The 21,016-nt window shown below is 64.3% G+C and carries 13 protein-coding genes; 7 read left to right on the top strand and 6 right to left on the bottom strand.

Going from position 1 to position 21,016, the window contains the following annotated elements:
- Positions 1-163: 163 nt before the first annotated feature.
- The 4 genes from NKH95_RS24045 to aztA all read right to left on the bottom strand — a co-directional run bounded on the left by NKH95_RS24045 (position 164) and on the right by aztA (position 3,306).
- Positions 164-502, bottom strand: a complete 339-nt coding sequence (locus tag NKH95_RS24045; protein ID WP_023810166.1) for a protein tyrosine phosphatase family protein — start codon at positions 500-502, stop codon at positions 164-166.
- A 150-nt stretch (positions 503-652) separates the two neighbouring features.
- On the bottom strand, positions 653-1,594 hold the full coding sequence (aztC, locus tag NKH95_RS24040) for a zinc ABC transporter substrate-binding protein AztC (protein WP_023810167.1): 942 nt from the start codon (positions 1,592-1,594) through the stop codon (positions 653-655).
- 27 nt (positions 1,595-1,621) lie between these two features.
- Entirely contained in the window at positions 1,622-2,497 is an 876-nt protein-coding gene (aztB, locus tag NKH95_RS24035; RefSeq protein ID WP_031212890.1) for a zinc ABC transporter permease AztB, read from the bottom strand.
- Positions 2,497-3,306 carry a zinc ABC transporter ATP-binding protein AztA gene (aztA, locus tag NKH95_RS24030; protein ID WP_352893410.1) on the bottom strand — a complete coding sequence of 270 codons (810 nt, stop codon included), beginning with the start codon at positions 3,304-3,306 and terminating at the stop codon, positions 2,497-2,499. Before aztA ends, aztB begins: the two co-directional genes overlap by 1 nt.
- A gap of 227 nt (positions 3,307-3,533) precedes the next feature.
- Between aztA and NKH95_RS24025 the strand changes: the two genes are divergently transcribed.
- A complete protein-coding gene (locus NKH95_RS24025) occupies positions 3,534-3,878 on the top strand; it encodes a RidA family protein (protein ID WP_023810170.1) in 345 nt (114 codons plus the stop codon).
- Between the two features lie 148 nt (positions 3,879-4,026).
- Here the strand turns inward: NKH95_RS24025 and hutC are convergent, their stop codons facing one another.
- Complete coding sequence (gene hutC, locus NKH95_RS24020) at positions 4,027-4,767, bottom strand: histidine utilization transcriptional repressor HutC (protein WP_023810171.1); 741 nt, start codon at positions 4,765-4,767, stop codon at positions 4,027-4,029.
- On the bottom strand, positions 4,764-6,116 hold the full coding sequence (locus NKH95_RS24015) for a formimidoylglutamate deiminase (protein ID WP_023810172.1): 1,353 nt from the start codon (positions 6,114-6,116) through the stop codon (positions 4,764-4,766). Before NKH95_RS24015 ends, hutC begins: the two co-directional genes overlap by 4 nt.
- Before the next feature lie 98 nt (positions 6,117-6,214).
- On the opposite strand from NKH95_RS24015, the gene hutI reads away from it, so the two are divergent.
- From hutI to NKH95_RS23985, 6 genes are all read left to right on the top strand, one after another.
- Positions 6,215-7,450, top strand: coding sequence for an imidazolonepropionase (gene hutI, locus NKH95_RS24010; protein ID WP_023810173.1), 1,236 nt, complete (start codon positions 6,215-6,217; stop codon positions 7,448-7,450).
- Entirely contained in the window at positions 7,447-8,988 is a 1,542-nt protein-coding gene (gene hutH, locus NKH95_RS24005) for a histidine ammonia-lyase (RefSeq protein WP_352442514.1), read from the top strand. The genes hutI and hutH overlap by 4 nt, the downstream gene beginning before the upstream one ends.
- Positions 8,988-9,806, top strand: a complete 819-nt coding sequence (hutG, locus tag NKH95_RS24000) for an N-formylglutamate deformylase (protein ID WP_352442515.1) — start codon at positions 8,988-8,990, stop codon at positions 9,804-9,806. The genes hutH and hutG overlap by 1 nt, the downstream gene beginning before the upstream one ends.
- 26 nt (positions 9,807-9,832) lie before the next feature.
- Positions 9,833-11,503: a urocanate hydratase gene (gene hutU / locus NKH95_RS23995; RefSeq protein ID WP_352442516.1), complete on the top strand. Its 1,671-nt coding sequence runs from the start codon at positions 9,833-9,835 to the stop codon at positions 11,501-11,503.
- Positions 11,504-11,515: 12 nt separating this feature from the next.
- A complete protein-coding gene (locus NKH95_RS23990; protein WP_352893401.1) occupies positions 11,516-12,103 on the top strand; it encodes a HutD/Ves family protein in 588 nt (195 codons plus the stop codon).
- 267 nt (positions 12,104-12,370) lie between these two features.
- The gene (locus NKH95_RS23985; RefSeq protein ID WP_352893397.1) at positions 12,371-20,953 is read left to right on the top strand and encodes a glycoside hydrolase family 94 protein; all 8,583 of its coding nucleotides are present in this window, start codon (positions 12,371-12,373) and stop codon (positions 20,951-20,953) included.
- Positions 20,954-21,016 lie beyond the last annotated feature (63 nt).

Below are 21,016 nucleotides of genomic sequence, written 5' to 3'. Positions count from 1 at the left end.
AATCCGGCCTCAAACCCGAGCCGCAAGGCACCCCACATTGGCCTGACCCTCCCTCCTTGCCCCTATAACTTAATAACGCAACGGGCCCGCAAGGGGGGAGATTGGCCGGCAGGCCAGAGGGGGGTGTGAAGGATCGCCAGCCTACGGAATGACGGAAGGCCGTTCAATCCTTCGACTGTTGGATCAGCCCATAGAGATTGGTGCAGCGGGCGCCGGAGCGGCAATAGGCGAAGACCGGGCCGTCGAGTTCGTCGAGCGCTTCGGCCTGATCCCCGACATTCTCGGCCGTAATCTGGCCGCTGATGACGGGGATGTAGCGGAAGGCAAGCCCTGCGGCTTCGACCGCTGCCTTGACGGTGTCGGCAGAAGGCTGGCCGGGCTGTTCGTCATCGGGCCGGTTGCAGATGACGCTCTTGAAGCCGGCTTCCTTGATGGCGGCGACGTCCTCAGGCTGGATCTGGCCCGAAACCGAATAGTCCTCGCTGATTTCGCGGTATTCCATGGCAGCATCCTCGCAAACTGGTCAGGCGGCAGTCTTGCCACTCCCCGACATGGGCGGCAATCCATACCGAAGGAATTCTCTGCCAAATAGACACTGCGTGCCGGAAAATCCAACCGGGCCGATGCGGCCCGGCTGGACAATCCTTCATACTCAGCTGCCGAGAATGGCGCCTTTGATCTGACGGATGTTGTTGTGCATCATGTCGATATAGGTCGCAGCCGGGCCGTCGGGCTGCGACAGCGCATCCGAATAGAGCGTGCCGCCGACCTTGATGCCGGTTTCGCTGGCGATCTGTTCGATCAGGCGCGGGTTGGTGATGTTCTCGACGAAGATCGCAGCCGCCTTGTCCTGCTTCACCTGATTGACCAGTTTGGCGACGTCTGCGGCGGATGGCTCGGAGTCGGTCGAGATGCCTTGCGGGGCGAGGAAGGTCAGGCCATACGCGTGTTCGAAATAGCCGAAGGCGTCATGCGAGGTGATGACGACGCGCTTGCTCTCCGGGATCGAGGCAATCGCAGTTTTCACTTCACCTTCGACCGCGTCGAGCTTCCTCGTGTAGGCGGCGGCATTGGTCTGGTAGCTGACGCAGCCGTCCGCATCCGCCGCGCAGAAAGCCTCGGCGATGTTCTTCACGTAGATCCTGGCGTTGGCGATCGACTGGAAGGCGTGCGGATCGGTGACCGTCTTGCCGCCGCCGGTGCCTGCACCTTCGGCCGCGTCGGCGTCGGCGAATTCAGGTTTGAAATCGATCGGCGTCACGCCCTTGGTCAAGGTAATGATAGACGCCTTGGTGGCGCTGGCATCGACCAGCCGCTGCAGGAAACCTTCGAAATGCAGGCCGTTGACCAGCACGATGTCGGCCTTGGCCATGGCCACAGCATCGGCCGGGCTCGGCTCGTAGACATGGGCGTCGCCATCCGGCCCGACAATGGTGGTGACGTCGATGCGGTCGCCGCCGACATTTTTGGCGAAATCGGCAATGACGGTGAAGCTGGCGACCACTTTCAGCGGTGCCGCCAAGGCCGACGATGCGCCAAAGGCGGTTAATGTTATAACGCTCATAGCCAAGGCGGCATGGATCGATTTCAGCATAGACGGGTCTCCTTCTAGGGGCGGGGATCAGGCCGTTCTGTGACGGTGATGGATGATGCGCGCGCGCAGAATGCCGCGCGTGCCAAACAGGATCGAGGCGAAATAGACGACGCCGGCCGACAGGATGATGGCCGGGCCGGACGGCAGTGACGCGTGATAGGACAAAAGCAGCCCGGCGACGCAGGACGCGAAGCCGATCAGCACCGCCAGCACGCACATCGGCTCGACGCGAACTGTCCAGAAGCGGGCGGCTGCGGCCGGCAGCATCATCAGCCCAACCGACAGAAGCGTGCCGAGTGCCTGGAAGCCGCCGACAAGGTTGAGCACGACAAGGCCGAGGAAGATGAAATGCACCGGACTGCCGAGCCGGCTGACCGAGCGCAGGAACAGCGGGTCGAGGCATTCGGCGACCAGCGCCCGCCAGAAGATGGCGAGGCTGACCAGCGTCACCGCGACGATGCCGCCGATCAGCGTCAGGGCCTCATCGTTGAGCGCCAGCACGGTGCCGAACAGCACGTGCATGAGATCGACGCTGGAACCGCGGATCGACACCATCAGCACGCCGATGGCGAGCGAAATCAGATAGAACGCCGCCATCGAGGCGTCCTCGCGCTGGATGGTGAAGCGCGAGACGGCGCCGGCGCCGAGCGCGACGATGACGCCGGCGATCAGGCCGCCGATGGTCATCGGCAGGATCTCCAGTCCATAGAACAGGAAGCCGGCGGCTGCACCGGGCAGGATGGCGTGCGCCATCGCGTCGCCCGACAGGCTCATGCGTCGCAGCATCAGGAAGACGCCGATAGGGCAGGCGCCGAGCGACAGCATCAGCGAACCGATCAAAGCCCGCTGCATGAAGCCGAAATCGGCGAAGGGCGCGATGACAAGACCGTAAAGCATGTCCATCAGGCAGCCCTCGGTCCGACGCCGTGTTGATGGTCATGGTGATCGTGGCCATGGTGATCGTGACCATGAGCGTCCTCGCCCGGCTCGCACCAGGGTGCATTTTCTTCCCAGGCTTCGTGGAAGCGGCGGGCGCGCAACAGGTTATCAGACTTCAGCGTTTCCCTGGTTTCGCCCCAGGCGATCGGCTGGCGGGCGAGAAGCAGCGTTTCGGGGAAATTCTGCCGCACCAGGTCCAGATCGTGCACGACAACCATGATGGTGCGTTCCTCGCCATGCCAGTGCTTGATCAGGGCAATGAGGTCGCCGACCGTCTTGGCGTCGACAGCATTGAAGGGTTCGTCGAGCAGGATGAGGTCGGCGTCCTGCAGCAGGACACGCGCAAACAGCGTGCGCTGCAACTGGCCGCCCGACAGCGTGTCGATCGGCCGCTTCTCGAAACCGCCGAGGCCAACCGCCATCAGCGCCTTGCTGACGTCTTCGCGATCTTCCCTGGTGTAGCGGCCAAGCAGGCCGCGCCGTGGCCACAGGCCGAGCGAAACCAGATCCACCACCCGTGCCGGAAAGGAGCGGTCGAGCTCCGATTGCTGCGGCAGATAGGCGGCACGTACACCGGGCGCGCGGATAACCTCGCCGGCCATCGGCTTCAGGACGCCGACAATGCCTTTCATCAGCGTCGATTTGCCGGAGCCATTGGCGCCGACCACAGCGGTCAGCGAGCCCTTGCGGATGGTGCCGTCGAGATGATGGATCGCCGGATGGCTGCCGTAGCCAAGCGTCAGGTCGCGGAATGTCAGGCAGGTATTTGTCATTCTGCGATCCGTAGGCGGCGAAATCCGGCTGCTGGCAGCGGCCGACTGGATATGTGATGTTATTACATTAGTCAACAAGCCAATCCGGCGGAATTGCGGCCGCAGGGTCAACTTGCCGTGTTTGCACATCCATATGCCATTGGCCCAAGGGGATTCGACCTGACGATCTTGCCCGAAGCCGGTCGCGACTCTAAAGAAGCGCAACCGCCACAGGAAGGAACCATCCAATGAGCATTCGTCGCATCGATGTTGGCCCGCGCATGAGCCAGATCGTCATCCATGGCAATACCGTCTATCTGGCTGGTCAGGTTGGCCAGCCAACCGGCAACGTCGCTTCGCAGACCAGGGACATCCTGGCGGCCATCGACGAACTGCTGGCCAAGGCCGGTTCCGACAAGACCAAGATACTGCAGGCGATCATCTGGCTGGCCGACATGAGCACCTTTGCCGAGATGAACGCGGAGTGGGACAAGTGGGTGCCGCAGGGCAACACGCCAGCCCGCGCCACCGGCGAAGCAAAGCTCGCCACCCCGGATTATCTGGTCGAGATTATTATTACCGCGGCGATTTGATCGGCGGCCTTCTACCTCCCCCTTGTGGGGAGGTCGGACCGAAGGTCCGGGTGGGGGTCGGCGCCGCTGCCCTCCGCTATGGCTCCGGGCGTTCGGCGTTCGAAAAGCCAAATCGTTGGCTTTTCGCCAGCCTGCGGCTGGACACGCCTCACCCCTGCGACGGCCTGAACCTTGCCACCAGCGTGTGGCTCTCGGCTGCGTAGGTAAAGCGTACATGGGTGACCGGATGTTCGGCGCTCCATGTCCGTCGCTCTACCACCAGGCATGGCGCGCCGGCTTCGATGTCGAGTGCGGCCGCTATATGCCTGTCGGCGGCGACAGCGCGAATCCGGTGCTCGGCTTCGCTCCACGGCACGCGGCCGATCAGCCATGGCCCTGGCGCTATGGCCAGGAATTCCTCATCGGCTGCTTCAGGCACGGCGGTGAGGTTGATCAGCCGCTGCTCATGCGCGAACGGCCGCTCGCCGGCGAAATGCCCGCATTCCAGCGCCAGAACCGGTCCGGCCAAGCCCAATTCCAGCGAGGCGCGGTCCCCGGCGCTGCTGCGCCTTTTGTGTCGCATCACGCGCTCGTAGCGATAGGGCAGACCGAGCGCTTCGACCTCGATGCGGATATCGTGGATTTCCAGCACCGCCGCTTGCGACTGCGGCCGGCGCACAAAGCTGCCTGAGCGGCGGCGGCGTTCGATCAGCCCGGCCTTGGCAAGCTGTGACAGCGCCTTGTTCACCGTCATGCGCGAGCAATTGTATTGCACGCTCAATTCGTGCTCGAACGGGATGCGATGGCCGGGCGCCCAGGCCCCGGACGTGATCTTCTCGCTAATGTCGGTCAGGATGCGCTGGTGCAGCGAGCCGCCACCTTCCGCTACCACTGTGTCGGCCATGCTCATGCCGAAAGCGCCGTCATCACGCTGCGAAACCGCCCGGCGATGGCCTCTCGCTTCACATGCCTGCCGCCGCTAACCTGTTTGAGCCCATGCACCCAGACGCAGTCGACCTTGCCGCCATTGGCGAAGATCCAGGCGTCGAGAATTGCGTCGCCGGTCTTGCCGGCCAGCGAGGGATTTTTGGGATCGAGCGAGACGAGATCGGCCGAGGCGCCGGCGGCGATCGCGGAAGCACCGGCGCCAAGCGCGACGCTGCCACCGTCGAGTGCGGCGTCGAACAGCGCGCGGCCAGTCGAGCCGCCGGCGACCGCCAGCACATTACGGGCGCGGCGGGCGAGGCGCTGCGAATATTCGAGCTGGCGCAACTCGTCCGGGAGGCCGATGAGCACGTTGGAATCGGAGCCGACCCCGAAGCGGCCGCCATGGTCTCTGAACAGTGGCGCTGCAAAAGTGCCGTCGCCGAGATTGGCCTCGGTGATCGGGCAAAGGCCGGCGATGGCGCCACTCCTGGCCATGGCAACGGTTTCAGCATCGGTCATGTGCGTGGCGTGGATCAGGCACCAGCGCTTGTCGACCTTGGCATGCCCAAGCAGAAATTCGACCGGCCGCGCGCCCGACCAGGCAAGGCAATCCTCGACCTCTTTCACCTGCTCGGCAATGTGGATGTGGATAGGCCCATCCGGTGCTATGGCAGTCACCTCAATCAGTTCTTCCGGTGTCGCGGCGCGCAAACTGTGCGGAGCGACGCCGACGACAGCCTGATTCAGTGCACGAACCGATTCGCGGCATTTCTCAACAAGCCGCGAGAACCGATTCACATCGTTGATGAATCGCCGCTGGCCTTCGTTTGGCACGGCACCGCCGAAAGACGAGTGCGCATAAAACACCGGCAACAGCGTCAGGCCGATGCCCGTCTCGCCGGCCGCGGCCGCAATGCGTTCGGCCATCTCGGCGAGGTTGGCATAGGGTTTTCCATCGCGGTCGTGATGCAGATAGTGAAATTCGCCGACGCGGGAAAAACCGGCCTCCAGCAACTCGACATAGAGCTGCGCTGCAACCGCCTCGACCTGATTGGGCGTCATCGACAGGGCGAAGCGGTACATCACCTCTCGCCAGCTCCAGAAACTGTCGGCGGAGGGGCCGCGAAGCTCGGCAAGGCCGGCCATGCCGCGCTGGAAGGCGTGGCTGTGCAAATTGGGCATGCCGGGCAACAGGATCGCGTGGCGTTCGTCGTCGGCTGTCGCAGCGGCACCAGGCTGAACGGCTGTAATGCGCCCCTCGGCCAGGGTGATCCGCACATTATCGCGCCAGCCATTGGGAAGGAGCGCCTGTTCCGCAAAGATCGCTGCCACTTTTCTCTCCGGTTCTCTGTCTCTCATGCGATGATGGCACTTGCAGTGCGTTTCGATATGTATATACATAATCGTCATCGATTGAAACGGAAAAGATGATGGCTGGACAGAGCAAAAGCCGGGCAGGGGATCTTCGTCTGTGGCGCAATGCGCGGCTCGCGACCATGGCCGCAGGGTCTGCCGGACTTGGCATCGTCGAACACGGCGCGGTCGCTTCGCGTGACGGCCGCATTGTCTATGCCGGCCCCGAGTCGGAGCTGCCCCCAACACTTGCCCAGGGCGTCGAGACGATCGATTGCGAGGGCCGCTGGATCACACCCGGCCTGATCGACTGCCACACCCATCTGGTCCATGCCGGCAACCGCGCCAACGAATTCGAGATGCGGCTGGCCGGCTCCACCTATGAAGAGGTCGCCCGGGCCGGCGGCGGCATTGTCTCCTCGGTCAAGTCGCTGCGCGCCGCCAGCGAAGACGAACTGGTCACTCAATCGCTGCCGCGCCTCGATGCGCTGATCGCCGAAGGCGTGACCACCGTCGAGATCAAGTCCGGCTATGGCCTCGACCTCGAAAACGAGAAGAAGTCGCTGCGTGCCGCCCGCCAACTGGGCGAGCAACGGCCGGTGACGATCCGCACGACCTTCCTCGGCGCTCACGCGCTGCCGCCGGAAGCCAAGGGCGACAAGGACGCTTTTATCGATCTGGTCGCCAATGAGATTCTTCCTTCGGTTGCCGCCGAGGGGCTGGCCGATGCCGTCGACGGTTTCTGCGAGGGCATCGCCTTTTCGCCGGAACAGATGGCGCGCGTCTTCGATGCGGCCAAAGCGGCCGGCCTGCCGGTCAAGCTCCATGCCGACCAGCTGTCCAACCTGCATGGCGCCGAACTCGCCGCCCGCTACGGCGCTCTGTCGGCCGACCATCTCGAATACACCGATGATGCAGGTGCAGCGGCGATGGCCAAGGCCGGAACCGTGGCGACGATCCTGCCCGGCGCCTACTATTTCATCCGCGAAACCAAGAAGCCGCCGATCAGCCTGTTTCGCCAGCACGGCGTCAAGATGGCTGTCGCCACCGACAACAACCCCGGCACCTCGCCGCTGACCTCGCTGCTTCTGACCATGAACATGGCCGCGACCCTGTTCGGCCTGACCGTCGATGAATGTCTTGCCGGCGTCACCCGCGAGGCGGCCCGCGCGCTTGGTTTGCTGGAAGAAACCGGCACGCTTGAGGTCGGAAAGTCCGCCGACCTGGCGATCTGGGACATCGAGCGCCCCGCCGAACTCGTCTACCGCATGGGCTTCAACCCGCTGCATGCCCGCATTTGGAGAGGACAATGACCGAACTGACCCTGAAGCCCGGCAATGCGACGCTGGCGGACTGGCGCGCCATCTATCGTGGCGCCGTGCCCAAGCTGGACAACGCCTGCCGGCCAAAGATCAAGGCGAGCGCCGAGGCCGTCGCCAGGATCGTCGCCAAGGGCGAACCGGTCTATGGCATCAACACCGGTTTCGGCAAACTGGCCAGCGTCCGCATCCCGGCCGAGGATCTCGAGACCTTGCAGCGCAACATCGTTCTGTCGCACGCCGCCGGCGTCGGCGAGCCGATGCCGGTTGCTGTCTGCAGGCTGATGATGGCGCTGAAGCTCGCCAGCCTGGCGCAGGGCGCGTCCGGCGTGAGGCCGCAAACCATCGAATTGCTGGAAGCAATGCTGGCCAACGACGTCATCCCGGTGGTGCCGGCGCAGGGTTCGGTCGGCGCCTCCGGGGACCTTGCCCCGCTGTCGCACATGACCGCGGTGATGATCGGCGTCGGCGAATGTTTTACCCCGCATGGCCGTTTCCCGGCCAAGGTCGCCTTCGTCTCACATGGACTGGAGCCGGTGACACTGGGCGCCAAGGAAGGCCTGGCGCTGCTCAACGGCACCCAGTTTTCGACCGCCTATGCGCTGGCCGCCTTGTTCGAGGCCGAAGTGCTCTATCAATCGGCGCTGGTCGCTGGTGCCCTATCGACCGACGCGGCAAAAGGTTCTGACGCCCCCTTCGATCCGCGCATCCATGTGCTGAGAAAGCATCCCGGCCAGATCGAGACGGCCGACGCCCTGCGCAATCTGATGGCCGGCAGCGCCATCCGTGAATCACATCGGGTTGGCGACGAACGCGTGCAGGATCCCTATTGCCTGCGCTGCCAGCCGCAGGTCATGGGCGCCGCACTCACCGTGCTGCGCCAGGCGGCCGACACGCTGGGCACCGAAGCCAATGGCGTCACCGACAATCCGCTGATCTTCGCCGAGGACGACACCGCGCTTTCCGGCGGCAATTTCCACGCCGAGCCGGTGGCCTTCGCCGCCGACATGATCGCGCTCGCGGTCTGCGAGATCGGTTCGCTGTCGGAACGCCGCATCGCCATGCTTGTCGATCCGGCACTTTCGGGCATGCCGGCCTTCTTGACGCCGAAGCCCGGTCTGAACTCCGGCTTCATGATCCCGCAGGTGACGGCGGCGGCTCTCGTCTCGGAAAACAAGCAGAAAGCCTATCCGGCCAGCGTCGATTCGATCCCCACATCGGCCAACCAGGAAGACCATGTTTCGATGGCCGCGCACGGTGCGCGCCGGCTGATCGGCATGGTCGAGAACGCCACCGCGGTGATCGGCATCGAACTGCTGGCCGCGGCCCAAGGCTGCGATTTCCATGCGCCGCTGGCCTCGAGCGACGCCCTGGAGGCAGTGCGCAGGCTGGTCCGGGCCGAAGTGCCGCATCTCGACAATGACCGGCATTTCCACCCTGACATGGAAAAGGCCATCGCCATGGTCCGCACTGGCGCAACCATCAAGGCCGCTGGCGCGATAGCGCTGCCGTCGATTTCGGGAGCGGTATGATGACCGCCACGCCCTGGCTCACCGTCACGCCCGGCACGACCCCGCTGCTGGTGTCGATACCACACACCGGCATTGACCTCGCCGGCCTTGAGAATCGGCTGGTCTCGCCCTGGCTCGGCCGCCGCGACTGCGATTGGTGGATCGATAATCTCTATGACTTTGCTGCCGGCCTCGGGGCGACGGTAGTGCACACCGCGATCTCGCGCACCGTCATCGACGTCAACCGCGATCCCTCCGGCGCCTCGCTTTACCCCGGCCAGGCGACGACCGGCCTTTGCCCGACCGAGACTTTCGATGGCGACCCGCTCTATCGCGAGGGCGAAGAACCGGGGCCGTCGGAGATCGACGAACGTCGCGAGAAATTCTTCGTGCCCTACCATGCCGCCTTGCAGGTCGAGATCGACCGGTTGCGTGGCTTGCACGAAAAGATCGTGCTCTATGACTGCCACTCGATCCGTTCAGTGCTGCCGCGCCTCTTCGAAGGCACGCTGCCGGTTTTCAATCTCGGCACCAATGACGGCAGGAGCGCCGATCCGACGCTGCAGGCGATGGTCGGCCAGATCATGGCCGAAACCGGTGAAACCTCTGTCATCAACGGCCGCTTCAAAGGCGGCTGGATCACACGCCATTTTGGCCAGCCGCAGCAAGGTGTGCATGCGCTGCAGATGGAACTCTCCAACCGCGGCTATATGCGCGAGCCCGATGGCAAGGGCACGCCGGACAACTGGCCGGTGCCTTACGATGCAGAGTTCGCAGCACCGATCCGCGCCACCCTGCGGAAAATCCTCGAGACCGCGACATCCTGGGCGCGCGTCTGACATCAGGTCCTTTATGGAGTGACGCCATGAACAATCCTCGCCACAACATCCGCGAAGTCCGCAGCCCGCGCGGCACCGAAATCAGCGCGCGCTCCTGGCTGACGGAAGCGCCGCTGCGCATGCTGATGAACAATCTCGACCCGGATGTTGCAGAAAATCCCAACGAGCTGGTCGTCTATGGCGGCATCGGCCGGGCGGCGCGCACCTGGAACGACTTTGACCGCATCGTCGCCTCCTTGAGGACGCTGGCCGATGACGAGACTTTGCTGGTCCAGTCCGGCAAGCCGGTCGGCGTGTTCCGCACCCATCCCGACGCCCCACGCGTGCTGATCGCCAACTCCAATCTGGTGCCGCACTGGGCGAATTGGGAAAAGTTCAACGAGCTCGATAAGAAGGGCCTGATGATGTACGGCCAGATGACGGCCGGCTCGTGGATCTACATCGGCACGCAAGGCATCGTGCAGGGCACCTACGAGACCTTCGTCGAGGCCGGCTGCCAGCACTATGGCGGCAATCTCCGGGGAAAATGGATCCTGACCGGCGGTCTCGGCGGCATGGGTGGCGCCCAGCCGCTCGCCGCCGTCATGGCCGGCGCCTGCTGCCTCGCGATCGAATGCAACCCGGACTCGATCGATTTTCGCCTGCGCACCCGTTACGTCGACGAGCGCGCCGACACGCTCGACGAGGCGCTGGAAAAGATCGAGCGCTGGACCAAGGCCGGGGAGGCGAAATCGGTCGGCCTGCTTGGCAATACGGCCGAGATCGTGCCGGAGATATTCAGGCGTGGCATTCGCCCCGATATGGTCACCGACCAGACCTCGGCGCATGATCCCATCAACGGCTACCTGCCGAAGGGCTGGACGATGGCCGAGTGGCGCGAGAAGCGCGTCAGCGACCCCAAGGAAGTCGAGAAGGCAGCCCGCGCCTCCATGCGCGAACATGTCGAGGCGATGGTGGCGTTCTGGAACGCCGGCGTGCCGACGCTCGACTATGGCAACAACATCCGCCAAGTGGCCAAGGAGGAGGGCTTCGACAACGCTTTTGCCTTCCCCGGCTTCGTGCCGGCCTATATCCGTCCGCTGTTCTGCCGTGGCATCGGGCCGTTCCGCTGGGCAGCTCTGTCGGGCGATCCGGAAGATATCTACAAGACCGATGCCAAGGTGCGCGAACTGACACCTGGCAACACCCACCTGCACAACTGGTTGGACATGGCGCGTGAGCGCATTGCCTTCCAGGGGCTGCCGGCGCGCATCTGCTGGGTCGGCCTTGGCGACCGCCACAGGCTCGGCCTCGCCTTCAACGAAATGGTGGCCAAGGGTGAGCTGAAGGCGCCTGTCGTCATCGGTCGCGATCACCTCGATTCCGGCTCGGTCGCCTCGCCGAACCGCGAAACGGAATCGATGAAGGACGGCTCGGACGCCGTGTCCGACTGGCCGCTGCTCAACGCGCTGCTCAACACAGCGTCGGGTGCCACCTGGGTGTCGCTGCACCATGGCGGCGGCGTCGGCATGGGTTTCTCGCAGCACGCCGGCATGGTCATCGTCGCCGACGGCACGCGCGAAGCGGCCAGGCGCCTGGAGCGGGTGTTGTGGAACGACCCGGCGACCGGTGTCATGCGCCACGCCGATGCCGGCTACGACATTGCCGTCGAGTGCGCCAAGGAGCACCAGCTCAACCTGCCCGGTATTCTCGGCTGATTGGCTGAACCGATGCGCATCCTGCGGGCAGCCGAATACCGGTCGATGCCGTGGAAGAACGGCGGCGGCGTGACGACGGAAATCGCCGTCTCGCCCACTGGTGCCGGGCTCGACGATTTCGACTGGCGCGTGTCGATGGCGCGTGTCGAATTGAGCGGTCCTTTCTCGCAATTTGCCGGGATCGATCGCACCCTTGCCGTGCTCGAAGGCGAGGGCATCGTCCTCGAGATCGCCGGCCACCCGCCGACATCCATAAACAGGACGACTGCCCTGTTTTCTTTCTCTGCCGACGTGCAGACCTCGGCCGCGCTGATCGGCGGACCGATCACCGATCTCAATGTCATGACCCGCCGAAGCCGGATGACGCATTCGGTCGAACGCCTGGTGATTTCGGCCCCCGTGGAAATCCGGACTGAAGCCGGCACAACGCTGATCCTGTGCTTGAACGGCGACGTCAGCGTGCCCGCCGCTGAACCGGTTCGCCTCGGGCCGCTCGACACGCTGCGGTCCGGTCCGGTCAGCACCGACCTGCTTGTCCAGCCCGCCCATGAGGCAACCCTGTTCGTGATCCGGATCTGCGCCGTCGCCGGCAACGATTAACGCTTGTTTCCAAACATGATCGCGGTACCGGCGAAATATAGCGTAAGCTGCTGGCGGCATCACGAAAAAGCCTGAATCCTCTCCGCCGATCTGGCTTGGCGGGAAGTAGGGTGCTTGTCTTTGAGTCTTGCTGAGAGATGACGCCCTGTCGCGGTGCGGAAACAAACTTTCGGCAAGTGGGGTTTATGCAACCAATTGCATTTGAACCGGTTTTAGGGCCATTGCCGTGGCGGTGACGCCGCTCAGTGCCCGCTTACGGAATTTTCAATGAATATTCAGACCAATCCTGCCCAAATCGAGAAGACAAGCGCAAGCTTCCCGGCCATTACCGAAGAGCCGATCCGTTCCAATTACCTGCCCGAAGAGCGCCTTCGGCTGCTTGGCGAAAGCCTGGCAAAAGGCGACCTCACGGACCTGTTCGGCCTGACGCCCTTTGATTTTCAGGCCCGTATCCGGGATAGCGCCAAGAAGATCCTGGAAGTCTACCGGTCGACCAATGCTGCGCAGGCGAGGGGCGAGACGATCACGCCGGCGGCACAATGGCTGCTCGACAACAATTACCTGGTCGAAGAGACCATTTTCCAGGTCAAGCGCGACCTGCCGCGCCGGTTCTATCGTCAGTTGCCGACGCTGAAACTGCCTGACAACGGCACTGTGCCGCGCGCGCTGGCGCTGGCCTGGACCTATGTGGCGCATTCGGACAGTTCCGTTTCGGCGACGATGTTCAAGTCCATCGTCCAGGGTTTCCAGTCGGTCGAGCCGCTGAAGATCGGCGAACTCTGGGCGCTGCCTTCGCTGTTGCGCTTCGTCCTGATCGAAAATCTCCGCCGGCTGGCCGTCAGGGTCAATCGCACCCGCCAGATGCGCCAGATCGCCAACGATGTGGCCGACAAGGTCCTGGCCACCGACGACAGCGCCGACCGGCAGTCGATCCTGTCCAACTTCAGCGCCCACGCGCAGGACACCACCTTCGCCACCCAGCTGCTCTATCGCTTGCGCGATGGATCGCAGAATGCCGGCAAGGCTCTGGAATGGCTGGAAGGCGAGCTCGAAAAGACCGGCTCCGATGCCGAGGAAATCATCATTTCCGAACATCACACGCTGTCCAGCGGCAATGTGACGACGGGCAACATCATCCGCGGCCTGCGCCTCATCAACGACGTCGACTGGACGGTGTGGTTCGAAGGCGTCAGCCGCATCGACACCGTGCTGCGCGAGCGCACCGATTTCGCCGCGCTCGACTTCTTCTCGCGCGATCAGTACCGGACCGCGATCGAGGAATTGGCGCGCCGCTCGAACCTTTCGGAATATCGCGTTGCCGAGAAGGCCATCGAGTTGGCCGGCCACGCTGCCAGCGATGGTGACGGCGACGTCGTTTTAACCGGGTCCGCCCACACCGATGTCGGCTTCTTTCTCGTCGGCCCACGCCGGCTGGAGCTGGAGAAGGCGATCGGCTATCGGCCCACCATCAGCCAGACAGTCAAGCGTGCCTTCCGCAAGACCGGCTGGCTCGGCATCGTCGTGCCCGTGTTTGCGCTGACGGCGCTGCTTCTCGTTCTGTCCGGCAACGCGCTTGCCAATCTTGGCCTGTCGGTGCCCTCGATCGTCCTCATGCTGGCGCTTTTTGCCGTGCCGGCCAGCGAGGGCGCGCTCGCCTTCTTCAACACGGTCGTATCGCTGTTCCTGAAACCGACGCGCCTCGTCGGCTACGATTACCGACACGGCGTGCCGCCCGAGGCGCGCACGTTGGTGGTGGTGCCGTCGCTGATCGGCTCGCGCGACGATGTCGAGGAAAACATCCGCAACATCGAGGTGCATCATCTCGCCAACACGGCCGATGAAATCCATTTCGCGCTGCTGTCGGACTGGCCAGACTCGAAGACCGAGATCGATGCGGCGGACACCGAAATCCTCGAATTCGCCCGTGCCGAGATCGCTCGTCTCAACGCCCGCTATCCCTCCGAAGGCGCGCCGCGTTTCTACATCCTGCACCGGCGCCGGCTCTTCAACGCGGCGCAAGGAGCCTGGATGGGCTGGGAGCGCAAGCGCGGCAAGCTGCACGAGCTCGATCTTCTGCTGCGCGGCGACAGCGACACCACGTTCCTGCCGCTCGACGTGCCGCTGCCGGAGAACGTCGTCCATGTGATGACGCTCGATGCCGACACGCGCACCACCCGTGACGCGGTCGCCACCCTCGTGGGCAAGCTCTGCCACCCGCTCAACCGGCCGCATTTCGATGCCAGCAAGCGCGTCGTCACCGCCGGCTACGCGATCCTGCAGCCGCGCATCACCGCGTCGCTGACATCAGGCGACGATGCGTCGTTCTTCCAGCGGGTGTTTTCGGCAAATCGCGGCCTCGACCCTTATGTCTTTGCCGTGTCCGATCTCTATCAGGACGTCTTCGGCGACGGGTCCTTCACCGGCAAGGGCCTCTATCATGTCGACGCCTTCGAGGCCGCGCTGCAGGGCCGCATCGAGGAAAACACCATCCTCAGCCACGATCTGCTGGAAGGCGCGCTCGCGCGCGCGGCGCTGGTCACCGACGTCGAACTGGTCGAGGACTATCCGACCCGATATTCGGTCGACGCCTCGCGCCACCATCGCTGGGCGCGCGGCGACTGGCAGCTGCTCGGCTTCATGCTCGATCCGCGCTCCGGCGTGCCGGCGCTGTCGCGCTGGAAGATGATCGACAATCTGCGCCGCTCGCTGACGCCGATCTTCTGGGTGATGGCGGCGATCGCCGGCTGGACGCTGCTGCCCTTCACGCAGGCCGCGCAATGGCAGGCCCTGCTGATCCTCAGCCTGTTCATGGCGCCGACATTCGACATCGTCAACGCCATCCTGCCCAAGAGCGGCGACCAGACGCCGCGCGGCCATTTCTCGGCCCTGGCGCGCGACGTCGCTTTCGGCACCGCCATGGTGGCGCTGAAAATCGTGCTGATGGCGCACAACGCCTGGATGATGGGCGATGCCATCGTGCGCACGCTCTACCGGCTGTTTGTCAGCCGCCAGAACCTTTTGGAATGGCGCACCGCCTCGCAGGCGCACAAGGCGGTCGACAACGATGTCGGTTCCTATTACGGCATGATGTATGGCGCCGTGATCATCGGCTTCGTCGGCCTTGCCATTCCGGTGCTGGCCGATTCGACCGGCGCCTTCGTGGCCTTCTTCTTCGCCCTGTTCTGGATTGGCTCGCCGGCCATCGCCAGCTGGATCAGCCGTTCGGCTGAAACCGAGGATCGGCTGCGCATATCGCAGGCCGACATCCACACGCTGCGCACGGTGGCGCGGCGCACGTGGCACTATTTCGAAAGCTTCGTGACGGCAGAACACCACCATCTGCCGCCCGATAATTTCCAGGAAAGCCCGGCGCCGGTGGTGGCGCCACGCACCTCGCCGACCAATATCGGCGTCTACCTGCTGTCCGTCGTCTCCGCCCGCGACTTCGGCTGGATCAGCCTGTCCGACGCCATCACCCGCATCGACGCCACCATGGCGACGATCGAGGGCATGCCGCGTGAGCGCGGTCACCTCTTCAACTGGTACGACACGACGACACTGAAGCCGCTCTATCCGCTTTACATCTCGGCTGTCGACAGCGGCAATCTCGCTGGCCATCTGGTGGCGGTGGCGGCGGCCTGCGCCGAATGGGCCGAAGCGCCCTCCGTCCATCTCCAGGGCGATTTCGAAGGCATTCTCGACACGGTCACCATCCTCAGCGAAAGCCTCGATGATTTGCCCGACGACCGCCGTCAGTTGCGCCCGCTGCGCCAGCGTCTCGCGGACCGTCTCGACGGCATGCGGCGCGCTGTCGACACCATCAAGGCGCAGCCCGAAATGGCGTCGATCCGCACCATCAACCTGGCTGTGCTGGCCGGCGAGATCCGCAAATTGGCCACCGCCATCCATACCGAGGCCGTGTCGCCCCAGAGCGACGTCATCGTCGACTGGGCGGCAAGGCTGGAAGCCACCTGCGAAGCGCACGTCCATGACGCGCACAGCGACGACAATGCCGTCGAGGCGCTGCGTGCCAAGCTGCTCACCTTGCGCGAGCGCACGCGCCGCTACGCCTTCGAGATGGATTTCTCCTTCCTGATGCGGCCGGAGCGCAAGCTGTTGTCGATCGGTTACCGGGTCGAGGAGCACCAGCTCGACGAAAGCTGCTACGACCTTCTGGCTTCCGAAGCGCGGCTGACCAGCCTGTTCGCCATCGCCAAGGGCGACCTGCCGACCGAGCACTGGTTCCGGCTTGGCCGGCCGATCGTCGAAATCGGTTTCCAGGGCGCCCTGATGTCCTGGTCCGGCTCGATGTTCGAATACCTGATGCCGCCGCTGGTGATGAAGGAGCCGCAGGGCTCGATCCTCAACCAGACCAGCAAGCTGATCATCAAGCGCCAGATCCAGTACGGCCGCCAGAAGAACGTGCCGTGGGGCATTTCGGAGGCCGCCTACAATGCGCGCGACCGCGAACTGACCTACCAATACACAAATTTCGGCGTTCCAGGTCTCGGGCTGAAGCGCGGCCTTGGCCAGAACACGGTGATCGCGCCTTACGCCACCATACTCGCGGCCCAGTTCAACCCGCGTGAAGCCGTGCTGAATCTCGCCCGATTGCGGGAGATCGGGGCGCTCGGCCGCCACGGTTACTACGATGCCGTCGACTTCACGCCGCAGCGCGTGCCGGAAGGCACGGATCACGTCGTCGTCCAGAACTACATGGCCCACCATTCGGGCATGTCGATCGCGGCGGTTGCCGACGCCATCTTCGAAGGTCGCATGCGCGACCGCTTTCACAGCGACCCGGTCATCGAATCGGCCGAACTCTTGCTGCAGGAGAGGGCGCCGCGCGACATCCCGACCGCGACCGTCAGGACCGAGGCCGACGAACGCTCCAAGGACGAGACCGAAGTCGACAGCCCCGACACCCGCATCGTGCTCAATCCGCTGCAGTCGCTGCGGTCGACCAACGTCATGTCGAACGGCCGCTATTCGGTGATGGTCACCGCGACCGGCTCGGGCTACAGCCGCTGGGGCGATCTCTCCGTCACACGCTGGCAACCGGATCCGACCGAGGACCGGCTCGGCTCCTACATCTTCCTGCGTGACGCAGGCTCAGGTGACTGGTGGTCGGCTACAGCCGAACCGAAGCGCGCCGCCGAGGAAAAGGCGCAGACCTTGTTCTCCGACGACAAGGCGAGCTTCGTCAAATCGGTGGGCACGTTGCGCTCCGAGGTCGAATGCATCGTCATCTCGGAAGGCAATGGCGAGGGCCGTCGGGTCACGCTCTACAATGACGGTCCGTCCGACCGTCACATCGAAGTGACCTCCTTTGCCGAACTGGTGCTCGGCCTGGAGGCGTCCGACAACGCGCATCCGGCCTTCTCGAAGATGTTCGTGGAAACCGAAATCTCTGCGAACAACGCGGCGATCTTCGCCACGCGGCGCAAGCGCGAGACCAGCGAGCCCGATATCGCCATGGTGCATTTCGTCACCGATCCGTCCGGATCGGCGCGCGATGCCGAGGCCGAGACCGACAGGCGCGCCTTCATCGGCCGTGGCCGTACCATCGTCGACGCAGCCGCTTTCGACCCGGGCGCCAGGCTGGGCGGCCATTCAGGCTTTACGCTCGATCCCGTCGCGTCGCTCCGCCGCCAGGTGCGCGTGCCGGCCAACAAGAAGATATCGCTGACCTTCTGGACCGTCGTCGGCGCTGGCCGCACCGAGCTGGTCGAAGCCATCGCCCGCCTCGACCATCCGGAGAGCTTTGCCCGCCAGGCCATGCTTGCCTGGACGCGCAGCCAGGTGCAGACCCGCCATATGGGCCTCAGCCTGACCGATGCCGCCAATGTGCAGAAGCTGGCGCGCTACCTGATCTATCCGGATCCGTTCCTGCGTCTTCCCGCTGAATCCATCGCCACGGGGCTGGGCAAGCAGTCGAGCCTGTGGCCGACAAGCATTTCCGGCGATTTCCCGATCTTCCTGGTCAGGATCGGCGATGTCGCCGATCTCGAAATCGTTGCCCAGGCGCTGCGTTTCCAGGAATATATGCGCACCCGCGGCATGATGATCGACTTCGTCGTCGTCAACGAGCAGGCGTCCTCCTATGTCCAGGACCTGCAACGGGCGGTCGAGACGCTGTGCGAAAACAGCCGCCTGCGCGGCAAGGAGCTCGGACCGCGCCAGCACATTTTCGCGGTGCGCCGCGACCTCATGGACGAGACCACCTACAAGACGCTGCTCGCTGTCGCCCGGGTGGTCCTGCACACGCGCAATGGCACCATCTTCGACCAGATCGAGCGCGCCGAGGCGGCGGCTCTGCAGGCGCGGGACGCTCTGGCAGCATTGCCGATTCCGCGTGAATTGCCGTCGCCGACACCCACGACGCATGCTCCTGCCTCGCAGGCGGTGGCAAATGTCAGCGCCGATGGCAGCGGGCTCAGCCAGTGGAACGGCTTTGGCGGTTTCGACGGCGACGGGCGGCACTATGTCGTGCGCCTGGCCGGCCGGCGCACGACGCCGCAGCCGTGGATCAACGTCGTCTCCAACGCCTCGTTCGGCTTCCATACCTCGGCCGAGGGCGCCGCCTTCACCTGGAGCCGAAACAGCCGCGACTACCAGTTGACGCCGTGGTCGAATGATCCGGTCTCGAACCGGCCGGGCGAGGGCTTCTATATCTACGATCAGGCGAGCGGCAAGGCATTCTCGCCGCTCGCCGCCATGGTGCGCGATCCCTCGATGACCTACGAGGCCTGGCATGGCCAGGGTTTCTCGACCTTCCGCTCGAAGCGCGGACCATTGTCGATGGATCTCACCCATGTCGTCGATCCGGTCGATCCGCTGAAGATCTCACGGCTGCGCATCCAGAATTCCGGCTCGGTGCCGGCGCGGCTGCGTGTCTATGCCTATGCCGAATGGGTGCTCGGCGGGCACCGGTCGCGCACGGCGGCAACCATCGTCCCGTCGCGGGATGCCGCCAGCGGCGCGCTGCTGGCACAAAACCCCTACGGGCTGGATTTCGGCGAGCGCGTTGCTTTCCTCGCGGCCGACGGTGGCGTCCATTCGGTGACAACAGACCGATCGGAGTTCCTGGGCCGGCATGGTTCCAGCGAGCTACCCCAGGCGGTGCTGAGTGGTGCGGCGCTGTCTGGCCGTGTCGAGGCTGGTGACGATCCGTGCGCGGCGATTGCCCGCGATGTCGAGATTCCGGCTGGCGGCGACGTGACGCTGCTCTGGCTGCTCGGCGACGCCGAGTCCGCCGAGGAGGCTAGCGCGCTGGTGCAAGAGCACCGGGTCAAGGATTTCGACCAGCGGCTGGCCGACAATGAGCGCGAATGGCGCGGCTTTCTCGACACCATCCAGGTCGAGACGCCTGACAAGGCGCTCGACGCCATGGTCAATCACTGGCTGCCCTATCAGAGCCTGGCCTGCCGCATCCGTGCCCGCTCCGCCTTCTATCAGGCCAGCGGTGCCTTCGGCTTCCGCGACCAGTTGCAGGATACGCTGGCGCTGCTGGCGCATGACCCGCAACTGGCGCGCGACCAAATCCTCAACGCGGCGCGGCGGCAGTTCCCCGAAGGCGACGTGCAGCACTGGTGGCTGCCGCGCACGGGTGCTGGCGTGCGTACGTTGATCTCCGACGACGTGGTCTGGCTTGCCCACGCCACGGCGCGCTATTTGCTGGTCACCGGCGATGCCACCATCCTGAAGGAGCAATTGGCCTTCATCGATGGACAGCCGCTGGGCGAGGGCGAGCACGATGCCTTCTTCACCCCGGAAATCTCGAAGAAGACAGCGTCGCTCTACGACCATTGCGCGCGTGCGCTCGATCTCGCCATCAAGCGCAGCAGCCCCGCGGGCCTGCCGCTGATCCTCGGCGGCGACTGGAACGACGGCATGAACCGCGTTGGCGAGCAGGGCAAGGGCGAGAGCGTCTGGCTCGGCTGGTTCCTGCTGAAGACGCTGGGCGACTTCGCCCCCGTCGCCAAGGCCGAGGGCGACGCCAAGCGAGCACAGGCCTGGGCAAAGCATGCCGATGTTCTGAAGCGGGCGCTTGAGAGCACCGCATGGGACGGCGAATGGTACCGGCGCGGCAGTTTCGACGACGGCACCCCTTTGGGGTCTCGCAACTCGCAGGAGTGCAAGATCGACTCGATCGCCCAGTCCTGGAGCGTGCTTTCGGGAGAGGGCGATCCGGCACGGTCGACGACCGCGATGGAGCAAGCAACGAAGCTGCTCGTCGACGACAAGCTGAAGATCGTCAAGCTGTTCACGCCGCCCTTCGCAAGGACGGAAAAGGACCCGGGTTACATCAAGAGCTATCCGCCCGGCGTGCGCGAGAATGGCGGCCAGTACACCCACGCCGCCACATGGTTCGTCATCGCGCTTGCCGAGATGGGACAGGTCGACGAGGCCTATCGCTGTTTCTCGATGCTGAACCCCGTCAACCATGCGACCGACGAGGCCACGGCCGAGCACTATCGTGTCGAGCCCTATGTCGTGGCGGCCGATATCTATGCCGGCGACGACAATGCAGGCAACGGCAAGGGCGGCCGTGGCGGTTGGACCTGGTACACCGGCTCTGCCGGCTGGCTCTACAGGGCTGCGGTCGAAGGCATTCTGGGCATCGAACGGCGTGGCAAGCGTGTCCAGTTCAAGCCGAAGCTGCCGAGCCACTGGGACGGTTACTCGGCAAATCTCAAAATGCTGGGAGCGGAACTCAGGGTTCGCGTCATCCGCGACAATAAGGCCAAGGCCGTGTCGCTGGAGGTGAATGGGGCAAAGACCAAGGTTTCGGCAGTCGAACTGAAGGACGGCGAAGTTGCCGAGGTGGTCATCCGGATCCCGGCTTAATGCAATGTTGCTCAAAAACTATGCGCTCGGGCCTGGGATCCGGGGCGCGACTTTTGCCGCCAC

Source organism: Mesorhizobium sp. M0848, assembly GCF_040319805.1.
Classification (GTDB): Bacteria; Pseudomonadota; Alphaproteobacteria; order Rhizobiales; family Rhizobiaceae; genus Mesorhizobium.
The sequence above is the reverse complement of the archived record's forward strand: the minus strand, read 5'-3'. Positions and strand labels throughout refer to the sequence as shown.

Coding starts and splice junctions, on each gene's coding strand:
- hutU (WP_352442516.1), top strand. CDS start 9,833: ATGAACAATCCTCGCCACAACATCCGCGAAGTCCGCAGCCCGCGCGGC.
- aztA (WP_352893410.1), bottom strand. CDS start 3,306: ATGACAAATACCTGCCTGACATTCCGCGACCTGACGCTTGGCTACGGC.
- hutC (WP_023810171.1), bottom strand. CDS start 4,767: ATGAGCATGGCCGACACAGTGGTAGCGGAAGGTGGCGGCTCGCTGCAC.
- hutI (WP_023810173.1), top strand. CDS start 6,215: ATGGCTGGACAGAGCAAAAGCCGGGCAGGGGATCTTCGTCTGTGGCGC.
- aztC (WP_023810167.1), bottom strand. CDS start 1,594: ATGCTGAAATCGATCCATGCCGCCTTGGCTATGAGCGTTATAACATTA.
- aztB (WP_031212890.1), bottom strand. CDS start 2,497: ATGGACATGCTTTACGGTCTTGTCATCGCGCCCTTCGCCGATTTCGGC.
- NKH95_RS23990 (WP_352893401.1), top strand. CDS start 11,516: ATGCGCATCCTGCGGGCAGCCGAATACCGGTCGATGCCGTGGAAGAAC.
- hutG (WP_352442515.1), top strand. CDS start 8,988: ATGACCGCCACGCCCTGGCTCACCGTCACGCCCGGCACGACCCCGCTG.
- NKH95_RS24025 (WP_023810170.1), top strand. CDS start 3,534: ATGAGCATTCGTCGCATCGATGTTGGCCCGCGCATGAGCCAGATCGTC.
- NKH95_RS24045 (WP_023810166.1), bottom strand. CDS start 502: ATGGAATACCGCGAAATCAGCGAGGACTATTCGGTTTCGGGCCAGATC.
- hutH (WP_352442514.1), top strand. CDS start 7,447: ATGACCGAACTGACCCTGAAGCCCGGCAATGCGACGCTGGCGGACTGG.
- NKH95_RS23985 (WP_352893397.1), top strand. CDS start 12,371: ATGAATATTCAGACCAATCCTGCCCAAATCGAGAAGACAAGCGCAAGC.